Annotated in this window: 18 protein-coding genes; 10 read left to right on the forward strand and 8 right to left on the reverse strand. The window is 70.3% G+C overall.

Annotated elements, in window-relative coordinates:
• Window positions 1-36 precede the first annotated feature (36 nt).
• Window positions 37-1,263 carry a cytochrome P450 gene (locus BBK82_RS38815; RefSeq protein WP_154697764.1) on the forward strand — a complete coding sequence of 409 codons (1,227 nt, stop codon included), beginning with the start codon at window positions 37-39 and terminating at the stop codon, window positions 1,261-1,263.
• Between the two features lie 183 nt (window positions 1,264-1,446).
• On the opposite strand, the gene BBK82_RS38820 is transcribed toward BBK82_RS38815, so the two are convergent.
• Genes BBK82_RS38820 through BBK82_RS38830 form a run of 3 tightly spaced genes read right to left on the reverse strand, consistent with a single transcriptional unit; the run spans window position 1,447 to window position 3,606 of the window.
• The gene (locus BBK82_RS38820; RefSeq protein ID WP_065919390.1) at window positions 1,447-1,929 is read right to left on the reverse strand and encodes an Imm1 family immunity protein; all 483 of its coding nucleotides are present in this window, start codon (window positions 1,927-1,929) and stop codon (window positions 1,447-1,449) included.
• Between the two features lie 58 nt (window positions 1,930-1,987).
• Entirely contained in the window at window positions 1,988-2,848 is an 861-nt protein-coding gene (locus BBK82_RS38825; protein WP_065919391.1) for an SDR family oxidoreductase, read from the reverse strand.
• Entirely contained in the window at window positions 2,845-3,606 is a 762-nt protein-coding gene (locus BBK82_RS38830) for an SDR family oxidoreductase (protein WP_065919392.1), read from the reverse strand. The genes BBK82_RS38825 and BBK82_RS38830 overlap by 4 nt, the downstream gene beginning before the upstream one ends.
• A 70-nt stretch (window positions 3,607-3,676) precedes the next feature.
• On the opposite strand from BBK82_RS38830, the gene BBK82_RS38835 reads away from it, so the two are divergent.
• The 4 genes from BBK82_RS38835 to BBK82_RS38850 are packed head-to-tail and all read left to right on the forward strand — an operon-like array spanning window position 3,677 to window position 6,975.
• Entirely contained in the window at window positions 3,677-4,444 is a 768-nt protein-coding gene (locus tag BBK82_RS38835) for an enoyl-CoA hydratase family protein (RefSeq protein WP_065919393.1), read from the forward strand.
• Complete coding sequence (locus BBK82_RS38840) at window positions 4,419-5,216, forward strand: CoA transferase subunit A (RefSeq protein ID WP_065919394.1); 798 nt, start codon at window positions 4,419-4,421, stop codon at window positions 5,214-5,216. The genes BBK82_RS38835 and BBK82_RS38840 overlap by 26 nt, the downstream gene beginning before the upstream one ends.
• Window positions 5,213-5,926, forward strand: a complete 714-nt coding sequence (locus tag BBK82_RS38845) for a CoA-transferase subunit beta (RefSeq protein ID WP_065919395.1) — start codon at window positions 5,213-5,215, stop codon at window positions 5,924-5,926. Before BBK82_RS38840 ends, BBK82_RS38845 begins: the two co-directional genes overlap by 4 nt.
• Window positions 5,923-6,975: an NAD(P)H-dependent flavin oxidoreductase gene (locus tag BBK82_RS38850; protein WP_065919396.1), complete on the forward strand. Its 1,053-nt coding sequence runs from the start codon at window positions 5,923-5,925 to the stop codon at window positions 6,973-6,975. The genes BBK82_RS38845 and BBK82_RS38850 overlap by 4 nt, the downstream gene beginning before the upstream one ends.
• Here the strand turns inward: BBK82_RS38850 and BBK82_RS38855 are convergent.
• The 4 genes from BBK82_RS38855 to BBK82_RS38870 form a co-directional block, all read right to left on the reverse strand.
• Entirely contained in the window at window positions 6,956-8,089 is a 1,134-nt protein-coding gene (locus tag BBK82_RS38855; RefSeq protein WP_065919397.1) for an acetyl-CoA C-acetyltransferase, read from the reverse strand. The genes BBK82_RS38850 and BBK82_RS38855 overlap by 20 nt on opposite strands.
• A 14-nt stretch (window positions 8,090-8,103) precedes the next feature.
• A complete protein-coding gene (locus tag BBK82_RS38860; protein WP_083268962.1) occupies window positions 8,104-8,673 on the reverse strand; it encodes a TetR/AcrR family transcriptional regulator in 570 nt (189 codons plus the stop codon).
• A gap of 73 nt (window positions 8,674-8,746) precedes the next feature.
• On the reverse strand, window positions 8,747-9,490 hold the full coding sequence (locus BBK82_RS38865) for an SDR family oxidoreductase (RefSeq protein WP_065919399.1): 744 nt from the start codon (window positions 9,488-9,490) through the stop codon (window positions 8,747-8,749).
• A complete protein-coding gene (locus BBK82_RS38870; protein ID WP_065919400.1) occupies window positions 9,487-10,572 on the reverse strand; it encodes an acyl-CoA dehydrogenase family protein in 1,086 nt (361 codons plus the stop codon). Before BBK82_RS38870 ends, BBK82_RS38865 begins: the two co-directional genes overlap by 4 nt.
• A gap of 43 nt (window positions 10,573-10,615) precedes the next feature.
• Here BBK82_RS38870 and BBK82_RS38875 point away from each other — a divergent pair, with 43 nt between their 5' ends.
• From BBK82_RS38875 to BBK82_RS38895, 5 genes are read left to right on the forward strand one after another with little or no spacing between them, the layout of a single operon-like run.
• Window positions 10,616-12,085 carry a FadD3 family acyl-CoA ligase gene (locus BBK82_RS38875; protein ID WP_065919401.1) on the forward strand — a complete coding sequence of 490 codons (1,470 nt, stop codon included), beginning with the start codon at window positions 10,616-10,618 and terminating at the stop codon, window positions 12,083-12,085.
• On the forward strand, window positions 12,082-12,912 hold the full coding sequence (locus tag BBK82_RS38880) for an enoyl-CoA hydratase (protein WP_065919402.1): 831 nt from the start codon (window positions 12,082-12,084) through the stop codon (window positions 12,910-12,912). The genes BBK82_RS38875 and BBK82_RS38880 overlap by 4 nt, the downstream gene beginning before the upstream one ends.
• Window positions 12,912-14,003, forward strand: a complete 1,092-nt coding sequence (locus tag BBK82_RS38885) for an acyl-CoA dehydrogenase family protein (protein ID WP_065919403.1) — start codon at window positions 12,912-12,914, stop codon at window positions 14,001-14,003. Before BBK82_RS38880 ends, BBK82_RS38885 begins: the two co-directional genes overlap by 1 nt.
• Window positions 14,000-14,839, forward strand: a complete 840-nt coding sequence (locus BBK82_RS38890; protein WP_065919404.1) for an acyl-CoA dehydrogenase family protein — start codon at window positions 14,000-14,002, stop codon at window positions 14,837-14,839. Before BBK82_RS38885 ends, BBK82_RS38890 begins: the two co-directional genes overlap by 4 nt.
• Window positions 14,836-15,861: an acyl-CoA dehydrogenase family protein gene (locus tag BBK82_RS38895; protein ID WP_065919405.1), complete on the forward strand. Its 1,026-nt coding sequence runs from the start codon at window positions 14,836-14,838 to the stop codon at window positions 15,859-15,861. Before BBK82_RS38890 ends, BBK82_RS38895 begins: the two co-directional genes overlap by 4 nt.
• On the opposite strand, the gene BBK82_RS38900 is transcribed toward BBK82_RS38895, so the two are convergent.
• A complete protein-coding gene (locus BBK82_RS38900; protein WP_065919406.1) occupies window positions 15,818-16,210 on the reverse strand; it encodes a helix-turn-helix domain-containing protein in 393 nt (130 codons plus the stop codon). The genes BBK82_RS38895 and BBK82_RS38900 overlap by 44 nt on opposite strands.
• Window positions 16,211-16,231 lie beyond the last annotated feature (21 nt).

Genomic DNA, 16,231 nt, shown 5'->3' on the forward strand with positions numbered 1-16,231 from the left:
ATCGAATAGAACGTGTTGCATCTAGGAGGTGTGCTCGTGGGCAAGCCGCGCATCCCGGAGGGCTTCGACTTCACCGACCCCGACATGTACGCGAACCGCCTGCCGTACGAGGAGTTCGCCGAGCTCCGGCAGACCGCGCCGATCTGGTGGAACGCGCACCCGCACGGCCAGGGCGGTTTCTCCGACGACGGGTTCTGGGTGGTCACGAAGCACGCCGACGTCAAGGAGGTGTCGCGCAACAGCGAGCTCTTCTCCAGCTGGGAGAACACCGCGATCATCCGGTTCCAGGACGACCTGCCGCGCGAGCGGATCGACATGCAGCGGTTGCTGCTGCTCAACATGGACCCGCCGGTGCACACCAAGGTCCGCGGCATCATCTCGCGCGGCTTCACCCCGCGGGCGATCAACAGCCTGCGCGACGCGTTGAGCACCAGGGCCGAGCAGATCGTCACCGAGGCGAAGCGCAAGGGCCACGGCAACTTCGTCGAGGACGTCGCGTGCGAGCTGCCCCTGCAGGCGATCGCCGAGCTCATCGGCATCCCGCAGGACGACCGCCGCAAGATCTTCGACTGGTCGAACCAGATGATCTCCTACGACGACCCGGAGATCGACATCGACCCGCTCACCGCGGCCACCGAGCTCCTCGGCTACTCCTGGACCATGGCGGAGGACCGGCGCTCGTGCCCGCGCGAGGACATCGTCACCAAGCTCGTCCAGGCCGATGTGGACGGTGCGGGCCTCAAGTCGGAGGAGTTCGGCTTCTTCGTGCTGCTGCTGGCCGTCGCCGGCAACGAGACCACCCGCAACGCCATCACGCACGGCATGAAAGCGTTCTTCGACCACCCGGACCAGTGGGAGCTCTTCAAGGCCGAACGCCCGGCCACCGCCGCCGACGAGATCGTCCGCTACGCCACGCCGGTGGTCGTGTTCCAGCGCACGGCGACGCGGGACACCGAGCTGAGCGGCGTCGAGATCAAGAAGGGGCAGCGGGTCGGGCTGTTCTACTCGTCGGCGAACTTCGACGAGGAGGTGTTCGAGGACCCGCAGCGGTTCGACATCACCCGTGATCCCAACCCGCACCTCGGGTTCGGCGGGAGTGGGGCGCACTTCTGCGTCGGGGCGAACCTGGCGCGGCTGGAGATCGACCTGATCTTCAACGCGATCGCGGACCACATGCCGGACATCCGGGAGGTGGGGGCGCCGCGGCGGTTGAGGTCGGGGTGGTTGAACGGGATCAAGGAGTTCCAGGTCCAGTACGGCTAGGGCCTGTGTCGAGGTCCCGTTCGATGAGAGTCGGGCCTGAGGTGGTTCCTGGAGGTGCGGGCGAACAGCCCGCATACCGGTGTTGTATGTGGGCTGTTCGCCCGTGCCCCCAGGGGCCGCCTCAGACCCGGCTATCGCGAACATGGACTTCGACACAGGCCCTAGCAGCGACACGCCACCGGCTCAGGACACCTGCGACTCCTGCCAGTCCACGCACGTCGGTCGCTCGCCGGTCTGGCGGAACTCCTCCAGGGCGGCGAGGACGTGCGGGATCGGCAGTGCCGCGTGGGCCGGAAACGGCGTCTTCGTGTCGTTGTCGACGTACAACGTCGGAGCGCCGGGAACGGGTGTCTCGGCGCGGGTCGCGTACACGCCGGTCGACGTGTCGCCGTCGGTGGTCGGCGCCCAGGACTCGGGGCCCAGGAACAGGAGCGCGCCGACCTGTTCCAGGGGTGCGACGGCCAGCTTGATCAGGGTGTCCGGCCCGTGGTGCGGACCGGCGGCGGGGCGTTCGCGGACGACGATCCGCGGAGGATGCGGCTGCGGGTGGCTCAGGACGTAGGTGAGCAGGTCTTCGAGCTCGGCGCTCGACGTGATCGCCACCGGGTCGTCCTGACCACTGGTGTCGTCGGCGCGGTGGTACCAGACGTCCAGCGTGTAGGTCATTCGGTGCACCTCCCTGGCGATGTGCACGACGCTACCGAATCTTGCGCTCTCGCGCGGGTCAGGCGCCGTACACCGGGACAGGCCGGTGGCCGGCCACCAGCTCACGCACCACCGCTCCCAGCTCACCCGGCGTCCACCGCTCCCCCTTGTCCACCTCCCGTCCCCGCTGCCACCCGTCCACCAGGCAGATCCGCCCGCCGTCGACCTCGAACATCTTCCCGGTCACCTCCCCGGCCTCGGCACTGCCCAGCCACACCACCAGCGGCGACACGTTCTCCGGTGCCATCGCGTCGAACCCGTGTTCCGGCACCGCCATCGAGTCGAACACGTGCTCGGTCATCCGCGTGCGGGCAGAGGGCGCGATCGAGTTGACCGTGACCCCGTAGCGGCCCAGCTCGGCCGCCGCCACCAGGGTCAGTGCGGCGATGCCCGCCTTCGCGGCCGAGTAGTTGGCCTGGCCGACACTGCCGAACAGACCGGCGCCCGACGAGGTGTTGATGACCCGGCCCGAGACCGTGCCGCCGGCCTTCGCCACGGCCCGCCAATGAGCGGCGAGGTGGTGCAGGGGTGCGAAGTGGCCCTTGAGGTGCACGCGGATGACCTCGTCCCACTCGTCCTCGGTGCAGCTGACGATCATGCGGTCGCGCACGATGCCCGCGTTGTTCACGAGCACGTCCACGCCGCCGAACGCGTCCACCGCCGCCTCGACCAACCGGCGGGCACCCGCCCAGGTGCCCACGTCGTCGGTGTTCACCACTGCCCGCGGACCGATCGAGGCCGCCACCTCACCGGCCACGGCAGCCGAGAGGTCGTTCACCACGACACGCGCACCGGCTTCGGCGAACGCCAGAGCGTGCGCACGGCCGATGCCGCGTCCTGCGCCCGTGACGATGACGACCCGGTCCTCGCACAACGTCATGAAGAACTCCCCTTGGTCTGAGCGGCAGCAAGGAAGGCGGGCACCTCTCCCCCGCCGTGCACCGGCAAAGTCGCACCCGTGACATAAGAAGCAAGCGGCGAAGCGAGGAACACGGCACACGCGCCGACCTCGTCCGGTGTGGCAAGACGGCCCAACGGCACAGTGCGCGCCACAGCTTCGATTCCAGCCTCGTCGCCGTAGTGCAGATGGGACTGTTCGGTGCGCACCAGCCCCACGGCCAATGCGTTCACACGCACTCGGGGCGCCCATTCGACGGCCAACGAAGCCGTCAGGTTCTCCAGACCTGCCTTGGCGGCGCCATACGCGGCGGTACCGGGGGAAGGACGGCGGCCGCTGATGCTGCTCACCATCACGATCGAGCCGCCACCGGGCTGCTCGCGCATCACCGCGAAGGCGGCCTGCGAGACCTGCAGGGGCGCTAACAGGTTCAGCTCGACGATCTTCTGATGGAACCGCGGCGATGCGTGATCAGCCAAAGCGAACGGCGCGCCACCCGCGTTGTTCACCACCACGTCCAACCGGCCGTGGCGGGCGACTATCGAGGACACCAGCGCGGCGACCTGGTCGGCGTCCCGGACGTCGCACGGCACGAAAGACGCGCCCGGCACCTCGGCGGGACGGCGGGCGCAGGTCACGACGACCGCGCCGGCTTTCAGGAACGCGCGCGTGATGCCCGCACCGACGCCGCGCACGCCGCCCGTCACCAGCACCACTGATCCGTCGAGGTCGAGTTCCACTCCGCACCTACCCCGGTCGCTCCGGCGCTGCTAAGTTACCAAGCAATCGCTTGGTTTGGAAGGCGGCGCGATGGGGATCTCCAGCAGCCACACCGAAAACGGCATCGTCGAAGTGACCATCGACTTCCCGCCGGTCAACGCGCTGCCGGCGCGCGGCTGGTTCGAGCTGGCGGAGACCATCACGTGCGCGGGCGAGGATGAGGACGCGCGGGTGGTGGTCCTGCGGGCCGAGAACCGCGGGTTCTGCGCGGGTGTGGACCTCAAGGAGATGCAGCGGACGCCGGGCCACGACGCGTTGATCGCGGCGAACCGGGGCTGTGCCAAGGCCTTCGGGGCGGTGTACGACTGCGCGGTGCCGGTCATCGCGGCCGTGCAGGGGTTCTGCCTCGGCGGCGGGGTCGGGCTGGTGGGCAACGCGGACGTGGTCATCGCCTCCGAGGACGCCTACTTCGGCCTGCCCGAGGTCGACCGCGGCGCGTTGGGCGCGGCCACGCACCTGGCCCGGCTCGTGCCCCAGCACCTGATGCGGGCGCTGTACTACACGGCGTCCAACGTCACCGCCGCCCAGCTGCACCACCACGGCAGCGTCTACCGGGTGGTGGCCAGGGACGCGCTCGACGACGCGGCGCGCGAGCTGGCGCAGGAGATCGCCAAGAAGGACACCGCGGTGATCCGCCGGGCCAAGGAGGCGATCAACGGCATCGACCCGCAGCGCGTGCACACGAGCTACCGCTTCGAACAGGGCTTCACCTTCGAGCTGAACCTCACCGGCGCGGCCGACCGCGCCCGGCAGGCCTTCGTGGACGGGAACCATGCGCGACAAGCGAATGACAGCTGACGAGGTCGTCGGCGGGATCAAGGACGGCATGACCGTCGGCATCGGCGGCTGGGGCTCCCGCCGCAAGCCGATGGCCCTGGTCAAAGCCCTCCTCCGCACGAAGACCAAGGACCTGACGATCGTCTCCTACGGCGGCCCGGACGTCGGGCTGCTGTGCGCGGCCGGAAAGGTCCGCAAGCTGGTCTACGGGTTCGTCTCGCTCGACACCATCGCCTACGACCCGTGGTTCAAACAGGCCCGCGAGACCGGCGCGATCGACGTGCTCGAACTCGACGAGGGCATGTTCCAGATCGGGCTCAAGGCAGCCGCGCACCGGCTCCCGTTCCTGCCGATCCGCGCCGGCCTCGGGTCGGACGTGCTCAGGTACGCGCCGGAGATCCGCACGGTCCACTCGCCCTACGACGACGGCGAAGAGCTGGTCGCGATGCCCGCGCTCAAGCTCGACGTGGCGCTCGTGCACCTCAACCGCGCCGACAAGCACGGCAACGCCCAGTACCTCGGCCCCGACCCGTACTTCGACGACCTCTTCTGCCTGGCCGCCGACCGGCGCTACGTCTCGTGCGAGCGGATCGTCGAGCAGTTCGACGGACCGCCGCAGACCCTTCTGCTCAACCGGATGATGGTCGACGGCGTCGTCGAGGCACCGGGCGGTGCCGGCTTCACGAGCTGCGTGCCCGACTATCCCCGTGACGAGCAGCGGCAACGCGAGTACGCCGCCGCCGCGGGTGACCTGGAGCAGTGGCCGGACTTCTACGAGAGGTTCCTGGGATGAGCGACGTCACGCGTGCCGAGATCTGCGTCGCGGCCTGCGCCGACCTCTTCGCCGGTGCCGGTGAGACGCTCGCGAGCCCGATGGGCCTGGTCCCCTCGCTCGGCGCCCGGCTGGCCAGGCTCACGACCGAGCCGGACCTGCTGGTGAGCGACGGCGAGGCGTTCCTGCTCACGCCGGAGTCCACTGTGGAGGGCTGGCTGCCGTACCGGAAGGTGTTCGACGTGGTCGCGCACGGCCGCAGGCACGTCGTGATGGGCGCGAACCAGGTCGACCGGTTCGGCAACCAGAACATCTCCGCGATCGGCGACCACGCGAGACCCACGCGGCAGCTGCTCGGGTTCCGCGGTGCCCCGGGCAACACCATCAACCACCGCACCAGCTACTGGGTGCCGAAGCACGGCACACGGGTGTTCGTCGAAAAGGTCGACGTGGTGTCCGGGGTGGGCTACGACCGCGCCGTCGGCCCGTTCCACGACATCCACCGCGTGGTCACGAACCTCGCCGTGCTCGACTTCGCCACCCCCGACCACGCGATGCGGCTGGTCTCGGTGCACCCCGGCGTGTCCGTGGACGAGGTGCAGCAGCAGACGTCGTTCCCGCTCGTCGCCGGCAACGTCACGGAGACCCGGCTGCCCACCGACGAGGAACTGGAGCTGATCCGCACCAGGCTCGACCCGGACGCCAAGCGGGACAGGGAAGTCCGGTCATGAGGACCGCGCTGACCGACCTGGTCGGCGTGCGCCACCCGGTCGTGCAGACCGGGATGGGCTGGGTCGCCGGGCCGAGGCTGGTGTCCGCCACGGCTGAAGCGGGCGGGCTCGGCATCCTCGCGTCCGCCACCATGACGTACAACGAGCTCGAAGCCGCCATCAAGGAAACCCGCGCCCGCACCGCACAGCCGTTCGGCGTCAACCTGCGCGCCGACGCACACGACGCGAACGAACGCGTGGATCTGCTGATCCGCGAACAGGTCAAGGTCGCCTCCTTCGCACTGGCCCCGAAACCGGACATGATCGCCAAGCTCGCCGACGCCGGCACGGTCGTCATCCCGTCGGTCGGGGCGGCCCGGCACGCCGAGAAGGTCGCGAACTGGGGCGCCCACGCCGTCATCGTGCAGGGCGGCGAGGGCGGCGGGCACACCGGCGGGGTCGCCACGACGTTGCTGCTGCCGAGCGTGCTGGACGCCGTCGACATCCCGGTCGTCGCGGCGGGCGGCTTCTTCGACGGCCGCGGGCTCGCCGCCGCGCTGGCCTACGGTGCGGCGGGCATCGCGATGGGCACCCGGTTCCTGCTCACCCGGGAGAGCACGGTCCCGGACGCCGTCAAACAGGCCTACCTGCGCAAAGACCTCGCCGGCACGGTCGTGACGACGAGGGTCGACGGCCTCCCCCACCGCGTCCTGCGCACCGACCTCGTCGACCGCCTCGAACGCTCCGGCCGGGTCGGCAGCCTTGCCCGAGCGCTGACGAACGCGGCCCGGTTCCGCTCCCACACCGGCCTCTCCTGGCGCACGATGATCCGCGAAGGCCTCGCGCTGAAGCACGGCAAGGACCTGACCTGGTCGCAGGTGGTCATGGCCGCGAACACGCCGATGCTGCTGCGCGCCGGTCTGGTCGAGGGCCGGACCGGCGCCGGTGTGCTCGCCTCCGGTCAGGTCGTCGGGATGCTCGACGACCTGCCGACCTGCGACGAGCTGGTCTCCGGCGTCGTCGCCGACGCCGAGGGGATCATCGAGCGCCTCACCCGAGTCGTTCGATGATCGTCACGTTCGCCTGACCGCCGCCCTCGCACATCGTCTGCAACCCAAACCGCCCACCCGTGCGCTCCAGCTCGTGCAGCAACGTCGTGAACAGCTTCGTCCCGGTCGCGCCGATCGGGTGGCCGAGTGCGAGCGCTCCCCCGTTGACGTTGACCTTCCCGAGGTCGACGCCCAGCTCCTTCGCCCACGCCAGCGGCACCGACGCGAACGCCTCGTTCACCTCGAACAGGTCGATGTCCGAAATGGACATCCCGGCGCGTTCCAGCGCGTACCGGGTCGCCCGGATCGGCGCGGTCAGCATGTAGATCGGGTCGGAACCTCGTGCGGACAGGTGGTGCACCCGCGCGCGCGGCGTCAACCGGCGTTCGCGCACGGCCCGTTCCGACGCCACCAGCACCGCCGAGGCGCCGTCGGAGATCTGGCTCGACAACGCCGCCGTCGTCCGCCCGTCGGGTCGCAACGGCTTGAGCGCCGCCATCTTCTCCACGCTGGTGTCCGGCCGCGGGCACTCGTCGTGCACCACCCCGTCGACCGGCGCGACCTCCCGGTCGAACCGGCCCTCCTTGATCGCCGTCAACGCCCGCAGGTGGCTCTGCAGCGCGAACTTCTCCATCTCGCGGCGCGACAGGTCCCACCGCACCGCGATCAGGTCGGCCGACCGGAACTGGTTGACCTCCTCGTCGCCGTAGCGGTGCTCCCAGCCCTCGCAGCCGGCGTGCGGGCTCACCGTCATGGCCGACCCGATCGGCACCTGCGACATGTTCTGCACGCCGCCCGCGACGACGAAGTCGGCCGTCCCGCTCATCACCGCCTGCGCCGCGAAGTGCACCGCCTGCTGGCTCGACCCGCACTGCCGGTCGACCGTCACCCCCGGCACCTGCTCGGGGAACCCGGCCGCGAGCCACGCCGTGCGGGCGATGTCCCCCGCCTGCGGCCCGACGGTGTCCACGCAGCCGAAGATCACGTCGTCCACGTCGGTCGGGTCGACGTCAACCCGGTTGAGCAGCGCGGTGATCACGTGCGCGCCGAGATCGGCCGGGTGCACGTGGCTCAGCACGCCGCCGCGCCGTCCCGCCGGGGTCCGCACAGCCTCGATGATGTACGCCTCGGCCACGAGGGGCCCTCCTTCTAGTTCTTCGACTGCGCGGCTGACCTCTTGGGCTGACGCCTGGTCGCGATCCCGTCGAGCAGGATCGCCAGGTACTCCTCGGCGACGGTCTCCGCGGACAGCTCGCCGTCCGGCCGGTACCAGCGCACGGCCACCCAGACCGTGTCGCGGATGAACCGGTACGCGAGGTCGACGTCGAGGTCGGCGCGGAACACCCCGGCCCGGATGCCGTCCTCCAGCAGCACGGTCCACAGCTTGCGGAACTCCACGCTGCGGTCGTCGACGTAGGAGAACCGCTCCAGCCCGGCCAGGTGCTTGGTCTCGTTCTGGTAGATCGCCACCTCGGCGTGGCGGGTGTCGATCGCCTCGAACGACGCCACGACCAGCGCCTTCAGCGTCTGCTTCGGCCCGAGGCCCGCGTCGACGATCTCGCGGTAGCGGGTGAACAGCTCGTCGAGGAACGACCGCAGGATCTCGTCCACCATCGACTCCTTCGAGTCGAAGTGGTGGTAGAGGCTGCCGGACAGGATGCCCGCCGCGTCCGCGATGTCGCGCACCGTCGTCTGCCCGTACCCGCGTTCGGCGAACATCCTCGCCGCCAACGCGAGCAGCTCCTGGCGCCGGTTGCTCACGATTTCGGCCTGCTCATCGGTTGTTCCTTCCTCACGGGTGCTGACTGCTCACCGAGACGACCTCGCCCGTCAGGTAGGACGAGTAGTCGCTCGCGAGGAACACGATCACATTCGCGACCTCCCACGGCTCGGCGGCGCGCCCGAACGCCTCCCTGGACGCGAGCTCCGTCAGCAACTCCTCACTGGTGACCTTGCTCAAGAACGGGTGCGCGGCCAAGCTCGGAGCGACCGCGTTCACCCGGATGCCGTGCTCGGCCACGTCCATCGCGGCGCACCTGGTCAACGCCATGACCCCGGCTTTCGCTGCGGCGTAATGGGCTTGACCCTTCTGCGCGCGCCAGCCGATCACACTGGAGTTGTTGACGACGACACCGGATCGTTGGACGACCATTTGGCGCAACGCGGCCCTGGTGCAGCGGAAGGTGCCGTTCAGCGTCACGTCCAGCACGCGCGACCACTCGTCGTCGGTCATGTCGACGACCGGCTTCTCGCCACCGAGACCGGCGTTGTTGACCATCACGTCGATCCGGCCGAACCGTTCGACGGTCTCGCCGACCAGAGCCTGCACCTGGTCCTCGTTCGTGACGTCGCACGAGATCGCGTGGTGGGCGCCGAGGGACTCGTGGGTCTCCTTCAGACGGCGCTCGTGCCAGTCGCTGATCACGACCGTGGCGCCCTCTTCGAGGCACCTGCGCGCGGTGGCCGAGCCGATCCCCGTCCCGGCCGCGGCGGTGACCACGACGACCTTGTCCGCGAGCAGGTCGTGGCCCTTCACCGGGGCAGTCCCAGGACGCGGTGGGCGATGATCTCGCGCTGGACCTCGTCGGAGCCGCCGTAGATCGTCTCGGCGCGGCTGAACAGGAACGTGGCCTGGTGCGGGTTGCCGTCGAGCATCGAGGCGGGGCCGAGGACGTCCATCGCGAGCTCTCCGAGTCTCTTGTGCCAGCCGGACCAGAACAGCTTCGTCACCGAGGCCTCCGGACCGGGTTCGGCGCCGAGCGTCCTGAGCGTGTGCGAGCGCATGACGTGCAGGTCGAGCCACGCCCTGGTGAGCCGGTCCTGCAGGATCGGGTCGTCGGGGGCCTGCGCGATCAGCTCGTCGAGCTCCCGCCGGAACGCGACCTGGTGGCCGAGCATCGCGACACCGCGTTCGAACCCGAGGGTGGCCATCGCGATCTTCCAGCCCTCGCCGGGCTTGCCGACGACGTTCTCCTCCGCGGTCACCGCGCCGTCGAAGAACACCTCGTTGAACTCGGACGTGCCGGTCAGCTGGCGGATCGGGCGGACCTCGATCCCGGGCTGGCCCATCGGCACGAGCAGGTACGACAGGCCGTGGTGGCGCCGGGATCCCGGTTCGGTCCGCGCGAGCACGAAACACCAGTCGGCGACGTGCGCGAGCGAGGTCCAGATCTTCTGCCCGGTGATCACCCACCGGCCGTTCACGAGCTCGGCCCTGGTGCTGACCGACGCCAGATCCGAGCCGGCGCCGGGTTCGGAGTAGCCCTGGCACCACAGCTCCTCGACCGCGCGGATCTTGGGCAGGAACCGCTTCCGTTGCTCCGGTGTGCCGAACGCGCACAGCGTCGGCCCCAGCAGGCCCTCGCCGACGACGTTCACCCGTGCCGGAGCCTGCGCCCGCGCGTACTCCTCGTGGAACACGACCTGCTCGTCGATCGTGCGCTCGCCGGGCCAGCTGAGCGCCGTCCACCCGTGGGCCGCCAGGTGCCGGTCCCACCGCAACCGTTGTTCGAACGCCTCGTGCTCACGACCGGGCCCACCAAGGCCGCGCAGTTCGGCGAACTCGCCGACGAGGTTGGCGGACAACCATTCCCGCACCTCGCGCCGGAAGTGCTCCATGGGCCATACTCTAACCTACCAAGCACTTGCTTTGGAGGGCGCGATGGCGATCGATCCAAGCAGGCAAACGGTTTCAGCCGTGCTCGACGACGCAGCGGCTCGCCACGGTGACGCGGAAGCGTTGGTGGACGGGGAAGTCCGGCTCACCTTCACCGAGCTTCGTTCGGCGGTTGACGTCGCAGCGCGCTCGCTCGTGACGATGGGTGTGCGGCCGGGCGACCGGGTGGCGTTGTGCGCGCCGAACAGCGGGGGCTGGGTGGTCGCGGCGCTGGGGACGTTGTGCGCGGGTGCCTCGCTGGTGCCGATCAACACCCGGTTCACCGCCGCCGAGACGCTGGACGTGCTGGTGCGCAGCAAGGCGCGTGCGTTCGTCGTCGAGGGGTCGTTCCTGGGGCGGGACCGGCTGGCCGAGCTGGAGGGGTCGCCGCTGCCCGAGGTGGTGGTGCGGCTGCCGTTCGAGTGGCCGGGTGCCGCGGTGGAGCTGCCCGCGGTCGAGCCGGACCAGGTCTGCGACATCATGTTCACCTCGGGGACGACCGGGCGCAGCAAGGGAGCGATGAGCGCGCACCGGCAGTCGCTCGGGGTGGCACGGGCGTGGGCGGCCTGCGGGTCGTTGTCGGCTTCGGACCGCTACCTGGTCGTCAACCCGTTCTTCCACACCTTTGGTTACAAGGCCGGGGTTCTCGCCTGCCTGCTGACGGGTGCGACGATCGTGCCGCAGCCGGTGTTCGACGTCGTGGAGACGATGCGGCTGGTCGAACGCGAGCGGATCACCGTGCTGCCGGGGGCGCCGACGATCTTCGAGTCGTTGCTCGACCACCCGGAACGCTCGTCGTTCGACCTGTCGTCGCTGCGGCTCGCGGTGACCGGGGCGGCGGTGGTGCCGGTGGTGCTGGTGGAGCGGATGCGATCGCTCTTCGACACGGTGCTGACGGCGTACGGGCTGACCGAGGCGGTGGTGGCGACGATGTGCCGGCCGGCGGACTCGCCGGAGACCGTGGCGACCACGTGCGGTGCGCCGCTGGCCGGGTTCGAGCTGCGCCTGGGCGAGCAGGACGAGGTGCTGCTGCGCGGCCCGAACGTGATGCTCGGCTACCTGGACGACCCGGCGGCGACGGCGTTGGCGATCGACGCCGACGGGTGGCTGCACACCGGGGACGTGGGGCGCATCGACTCGCGGGGCTACCTGTCGATCACCGACCGGCTGAAGGACATGTACATCTGCGGCGGCTTCAACGTGTACCCGGCCGAGGTCGAACAGGCCCTGGCGCGGCTGCCGGGAGTGGCCGAGTCGGCCGTCGTGGGCATGCCCGACGCGCGGCTCGGCGAGGTCGGGAAGGCTTTCGTCGTGACGTCGCCCGGCCGTCAGCTGACCGAGCCGGCGGTGGTCGAGCACTGCCGGTCGCTGCTCGCGAACTACAAGGTGCCGCGTGCGGTCGAGTTCCTGCCCGCACTCCCCCGCAACGCCGGCGGCAAGGTCCTGAAGAACCTATTGCGCAAGGAGAACGCGTGACTGTCTCGTACGAGCGGCGCGGACCGGTCGCCGTCGTGACCATGAACCGGCCGGAGTACCGCAACGCGCAGAACTCGGCGATGACCTACGCACTGGACTCCGCCTTCTCGCAGGCCGTCGACGACGCCGAGGTGTCGGTCATCGTGCTGGCCGGCGCCGGTGACCACTTCTCCGCCGGCCACGACATCGGCTCACCGGGCCGGGACGTGGACCAGTCGTTCGACCGGCGCGCGGTGATGTGGTGGGACCACGTGGGCCGTTCCGGCGGTGACCTCCGGTATGCCCGGGAGATGGAGGTCTACCTGGGCATGTGCCGGCGGTGGCGGGAGATCCCGAAGCCGATGATCGCGATGGTGCAAGGCGCGTGCGTGGCGGGCGGGCTGATGCTCGCCTGGGTGTGCGACCTGGTCGTGGCCGCCGAGGACGCGTTCTTCGCGGACCCGGTGGTGCGGATGGGGATTCCGGGCGTCGAGTACTTCGCGCACCCGTGGGTGCTGGGACCGCGGGCGGCGAAGGAGGTGCTGTTCACCGGTGACCGCTTCTCGGCAGCCCGCGCCTACGAGTGGGGCATGGTGTCGCGGGTGGTGCCGCGAGCAGAGCTGGAAGACGCGACGTTCCAGTTGGCTGGGCGGATCTCGGCGATGCCGCAGTTCGGGCTGGCGCTGGCGAAGCGGGCGGTGAACCAGTCCGAGGACCTGATGGGCATGCGCGCCGGGATGGACTCGGTGTTCGGGCTGCACCACTTCGCGCACGCGCACAACGCCGAGACCGGCGCGGACTCGCTGGCGGGGATGGACGCGCGGTCGATGAAGAAGGCGTCCGGCTGATGGACCTCGATCTGGACGAGGCCACGCTGGAGTTCCGTTCGGAGGTGCGGTCGTGGTTGCGGTCTCATGTCCGGCCGTTGTCCTCGATGGACACCGCTGACGGGTTCGAGGAGCACCGCGCGTGGGAACGCTCGCTGGCGGCTGAGCGGTTGTCGGTCGTGTCGTGGCCGGCGGAGTACGGCGGCCGGGACGCGTCGTTGTTGCAGTGGCTGGTGTTCGAGGAGGAGTACCACGCGGCGGGCGCTCCGGGGCGGGTGTCGCAGAACGGGATCTTCCTGCTGGCACCGACGTTGTTCGCGTTCGGCACCGACGAACAGCGCAAACGGCTGCTGCCCGCGATGGCGTGCGCGGACGAGGTGTGGGCGCAGGCGTGGTCGGAACCCGAGTCGGGGAGCGACCTGGCCTCGTTGCGCAGCACGGCGGTCCGGGTCGACGGCGGCTGGTCGTTGCGCGGGCAGAAGACGTGGAGCTCCCGGGCGGCGTTCGCCGACCGGGCGTTCGGGTTGTTCCGCACCGGGCCGGAGGGCCGTCATCGCGGGCTGACCTACCTGATGTTCTCGCTGCGAGCTCCCGGGGTCACCGTGCACCCGATCCGGCAGCTCGGCGGCGAGCCGGGGTTCGCGGAGATCTTCCTGGACGACGTGTTCGTGCCGGACTGCGACGTGCTCGGCGAGGTCGGCGACGGGTGGCGGGTCGCGATGAGCACCGCGAGCAGCGAGCGCGGGCTGACGTTGCGCAGTCCGGGCCGGTTCTGCGCTGCGGCCTCACGGCTGGTCTCGTTGTACCGGTCGCGGCCGGACCCGGCGTTGCGCGAACGGGTGGTGGACGCGTGGATCGGGGCGCAGGCGTACCGGCTGCACACGTTCGGCGCGCTTGAGCAGCCGCCGTCGGGGCCGGAGGTGAGCGTGACGAAGGTGTTCTGGTCGGAGCTGGACGTCGCGATCCACGAGACGGCGCTGGACCTCCTCGGCGAGGTGGCGCCGGACTGGCGGGACGGGTGGGTGTTCTCGCTGTCGGGCCCGATCTACGCGGGGACCAACGAGATCCAGCGCAACGTGATCGCCGAGCGGATCCTGGGGCTGCCGCGATGAGGTTCGCGCTCTCGGCCGAGCAGGTCGACTTCGGCGGGGTGCTGCACGGGTTCCTGGATGGCGGGAGGCGGGACCTCGGGGCGCTGGGGGTCGAGGACGTCTGCGACCCGGTGGACCTGGTGGTGGTGTTCGAGGAGCTGGGGCACCACGCGGTGGGTGGGCCGGTGGTGGAGACGTACGCGGTGTGGCCGGCGCTGGTCGGGGGCGACGGTGCGGGCAGCTTGATTGGAATCGATGGCGGGACTGTGTCCGTGGCGTTTCCGCGGCACGCGCCCCACGCCGTCGAGGCCGACCGCTATTACCTCGTCGAAGGCACCATCCTGCGCGAGGCCATCCCTCTCTCCCCGCTCCCCTCGCTCGACCCGGCCCGCCCCCTCGTCGAGCTCACCGGCGGCTCCGTGCTCGCCAGCGGTGTCCCGGCGGCACGGGCGTTCGACCTCGGCGTGCTCGCCTGTTCGGCTCAGCTCCTGGGCCTCGGCCGCGCGATGCTCGAGCTGACCACCGCCCATGCCAAGGCGCGGGCGCAGTTCGGGAAGCCGATCGGTTCGTTCCAGGCGGTCAAGCACCACCTCGCGAACGTCCTCATCGGACTTGAACTGGCCCGGCCGCTGGTCTTCGGCGCGGCGGTCACCACCGACCCGAGGGACGTGTCCGCTGCCAAGGTCGCCGCCTCCGAGGCCGCCTGGCGAGCGGCGAGGACCGCGCTGCAGGTGCACGGCGCGATCGGGTACACCGCCGAGTACGAGCTGAGCCGGTTCCTGCTGCTGACCAGAGCCCTGCGCGGCGCGTGGGGCAGCCTTTCGTTCCACCGGACGCGCGTGTTGGAGGCGTTGTGACACCGGAACAGCTCGCATTGCGGGACTCAGTGCGCGCGCTCCTGACCAAGCACTCGAACGTGCGGGCCGCGATCGAGGAACCGGGCGGGTACGACGCGGCGTTGTGGGCCAAGCTCTGCGGAGAAGTGGGAATCGCAGGGCTGGCGATCCCGGAGGAGTACGGCGGGCTCGGCGTGAGCCTCACCGAAACGCACGTGGTGCTCGCGGAGCTCGGACGCACGCTCACGCCCGCGCCGCTGCTGTCGTCGACACTGGCGAGCCAGGCGTTGCTGGCCACCGGCAACGAGGAGGCGTGCGCCCGCTTCCTGCCGCGGATCGCCGACGGGGCGGTGGCGGCACTCGGGTGGGCCTGGGACGAGCCGGACACCGGGAACCGTGGCAGCGCGGCGGCGGGCGGCACCCTCGACAGCGTCGTCCGCTACGTCCTCGACGGCGACCTGGCCGAGATCCTCCTCGTCGTCGCAAACGGAACCGTCCACGAGGTCGACCCGCACCACCCCGGCGTCACCCGCGAGCACACCCCCACCATGGACCCCACCCGCCACCTCGCGACCATCCGGCTCGACAACGCCCAAGGCCAAGAACTCGGCCCGTGGAACCCCAAGATCCGCGACATCGCCCTCGCCGCCCTGGCAGCGGAACAGGTCGGCGCAGCGCAAAGGGCCCTCGAGCTCACCGTCGAGCACACCAAGACCCGCGTCCAGTTCGGCAAGCCGATCGGCTCGTTCCAAGCCCTCAAGCACCGCATGGCCGACCTGCACGCCCTGACCGAAACCGCCAGGTCAGCCGCAGAGGCCGCCACCGACGAGGTGGGCGCCGCGGTGGCCAAGGTCTACTGCTCGGAGGCGTTCCAGGAGATCGCCGCCGAGATGATCCAGCTGCACGGCGGCATCGCGATCACGTGGGAGCACGACGCGCACCTCTACTTCAAGCGGGCCCACGGCAGCGCGCAGCTGTTCGGCAGCCCGCAGCAGCACGTCACGCGCCTGGGCCGGCTTCGCGCAGCATCCGCTGGAACGTAGGGCACTCCGCGTGGCTGGGCGCGGGGCAGGCGGCGGCGTGGCGGAGCTGGTCGCGCATCACCGTCATCCGCGTGATCATCGCGTCCAGCTCGTCGGCCTTGCCGGACAGCATCGCGCGGTCGAGGTTCGACACGTCGCGGGCCAGCATCTGCGTGATCTCGTCGAGCGAGAAGCCGACGTTGCGGCACACGGCGATGAGCGCGAGCTGGCCGAGCACCGACGCGGAGAACACGCGGGTGATGCCGCGGCGGCCCACCGAGGTGATCAGGCCGCGTTCCTCGTAGTAGCGCAGGGTGGAGGCGGGCACGCCGGAGCGGCGCACCACCTCGCCGATCGGGATCTCGTCCACGACACTTGACCTCAAGTCGAC

The sequence above is a fragment of the Lentzea guizhouensis genome (assembly GCF_001701025.1).
Lineage (GTDB): Bacteria > Actinomycetota > Actinomycetes > Mycobacteriales > Pseudonocardiaceae > Lentzea > Lentzea guizhouensis.

What these genes read in the sequence shown, in the direction of transcription:
- BBK82_RS38890 (WP_065919404.1), top strand. Translation starts at nt 14,000, where the DNA reads ATGAGGTTCGCGCTCTCGGCCGAGCAGGTCGACTTCGGCGGGGTGCTG.
- BBK82_RS38860 (WP_083268962.1), bottom strand. Translation starts at nt 8,673, where the DNA reads ATGTTCGCCGAACGCGGGTACGGGCAGACGACGGTGCGCGACATCGCG.
- BBK82_RS38845 (WP_065919395.1), top strand. Translation starts at nt 5,213, where the DNA reads ATGAGCGACGTCACGCGTGCCGAGATCTGCGTCGCGGCCTGCGCCGAC.
- BBK82_RS38820 (WP_065919390.1), bottom strand. Translation starts at nt 1,929, where the DNA reads ATGACCTACACGCTGGACGTCTGGTACCACCGCGCCGACGACACCAGT.
- BBK82_RS38885 (WP_065919403.1), top strand. Translation starts at nt 12,912, where the DNA reads ATGGACCTCGATCTGGACGAGGCCACGCTGGAGTTCCGTTCGGAGGTG.
- BBK82_RS38840 (WP_065919394.1), top strand. Translation starts at nt 4,419, where the DNA reads ATGCGCGACAAGCGAATGACAGCTGACGAGGTCGTCGGCGGGATCAAG.
- BBK82_RS38825 (WP_065919391.1), bottom strand. Translation starts at nt 2,848, where the DNA reads ATGACGTTGTGCGAGGACCGGGTCGTCATCGTCACGGGCGCAGGACGC.
- BBK82_RS38850 (WP_065919396.1), top strand. Translation starts at nt 5,923, where the DNA reads ATGAGGACCGCGCTGACCGACCTGGTCGGCGTGCGCCACCCGGTCGTG.
- BBK82_RS38875 (WP_065919401.1), top strand. Translation starts at nt 10,616, where the DNA reads ATGGCGATCGATCCAAGCAGGCAAACGGTTTCAGCCGTGCTCGACGAC.
- BBK82_RS38870 (WP_065919400.1), bottom strand. Translation starts at nt 10,572, where the DNA reads ATGGAGCACTTCCGGCGCGAGGTGCGGGAATGGTTGTCCGCCAACCTC.
- BBK82_RS38835 (WP_065919393.1), top strand. Translation starts at nt 3,677, where the DNA reads ATGGGGATCTCCAGCAGCCACACCGAAAACGGCATCGTCGAAGTGACC.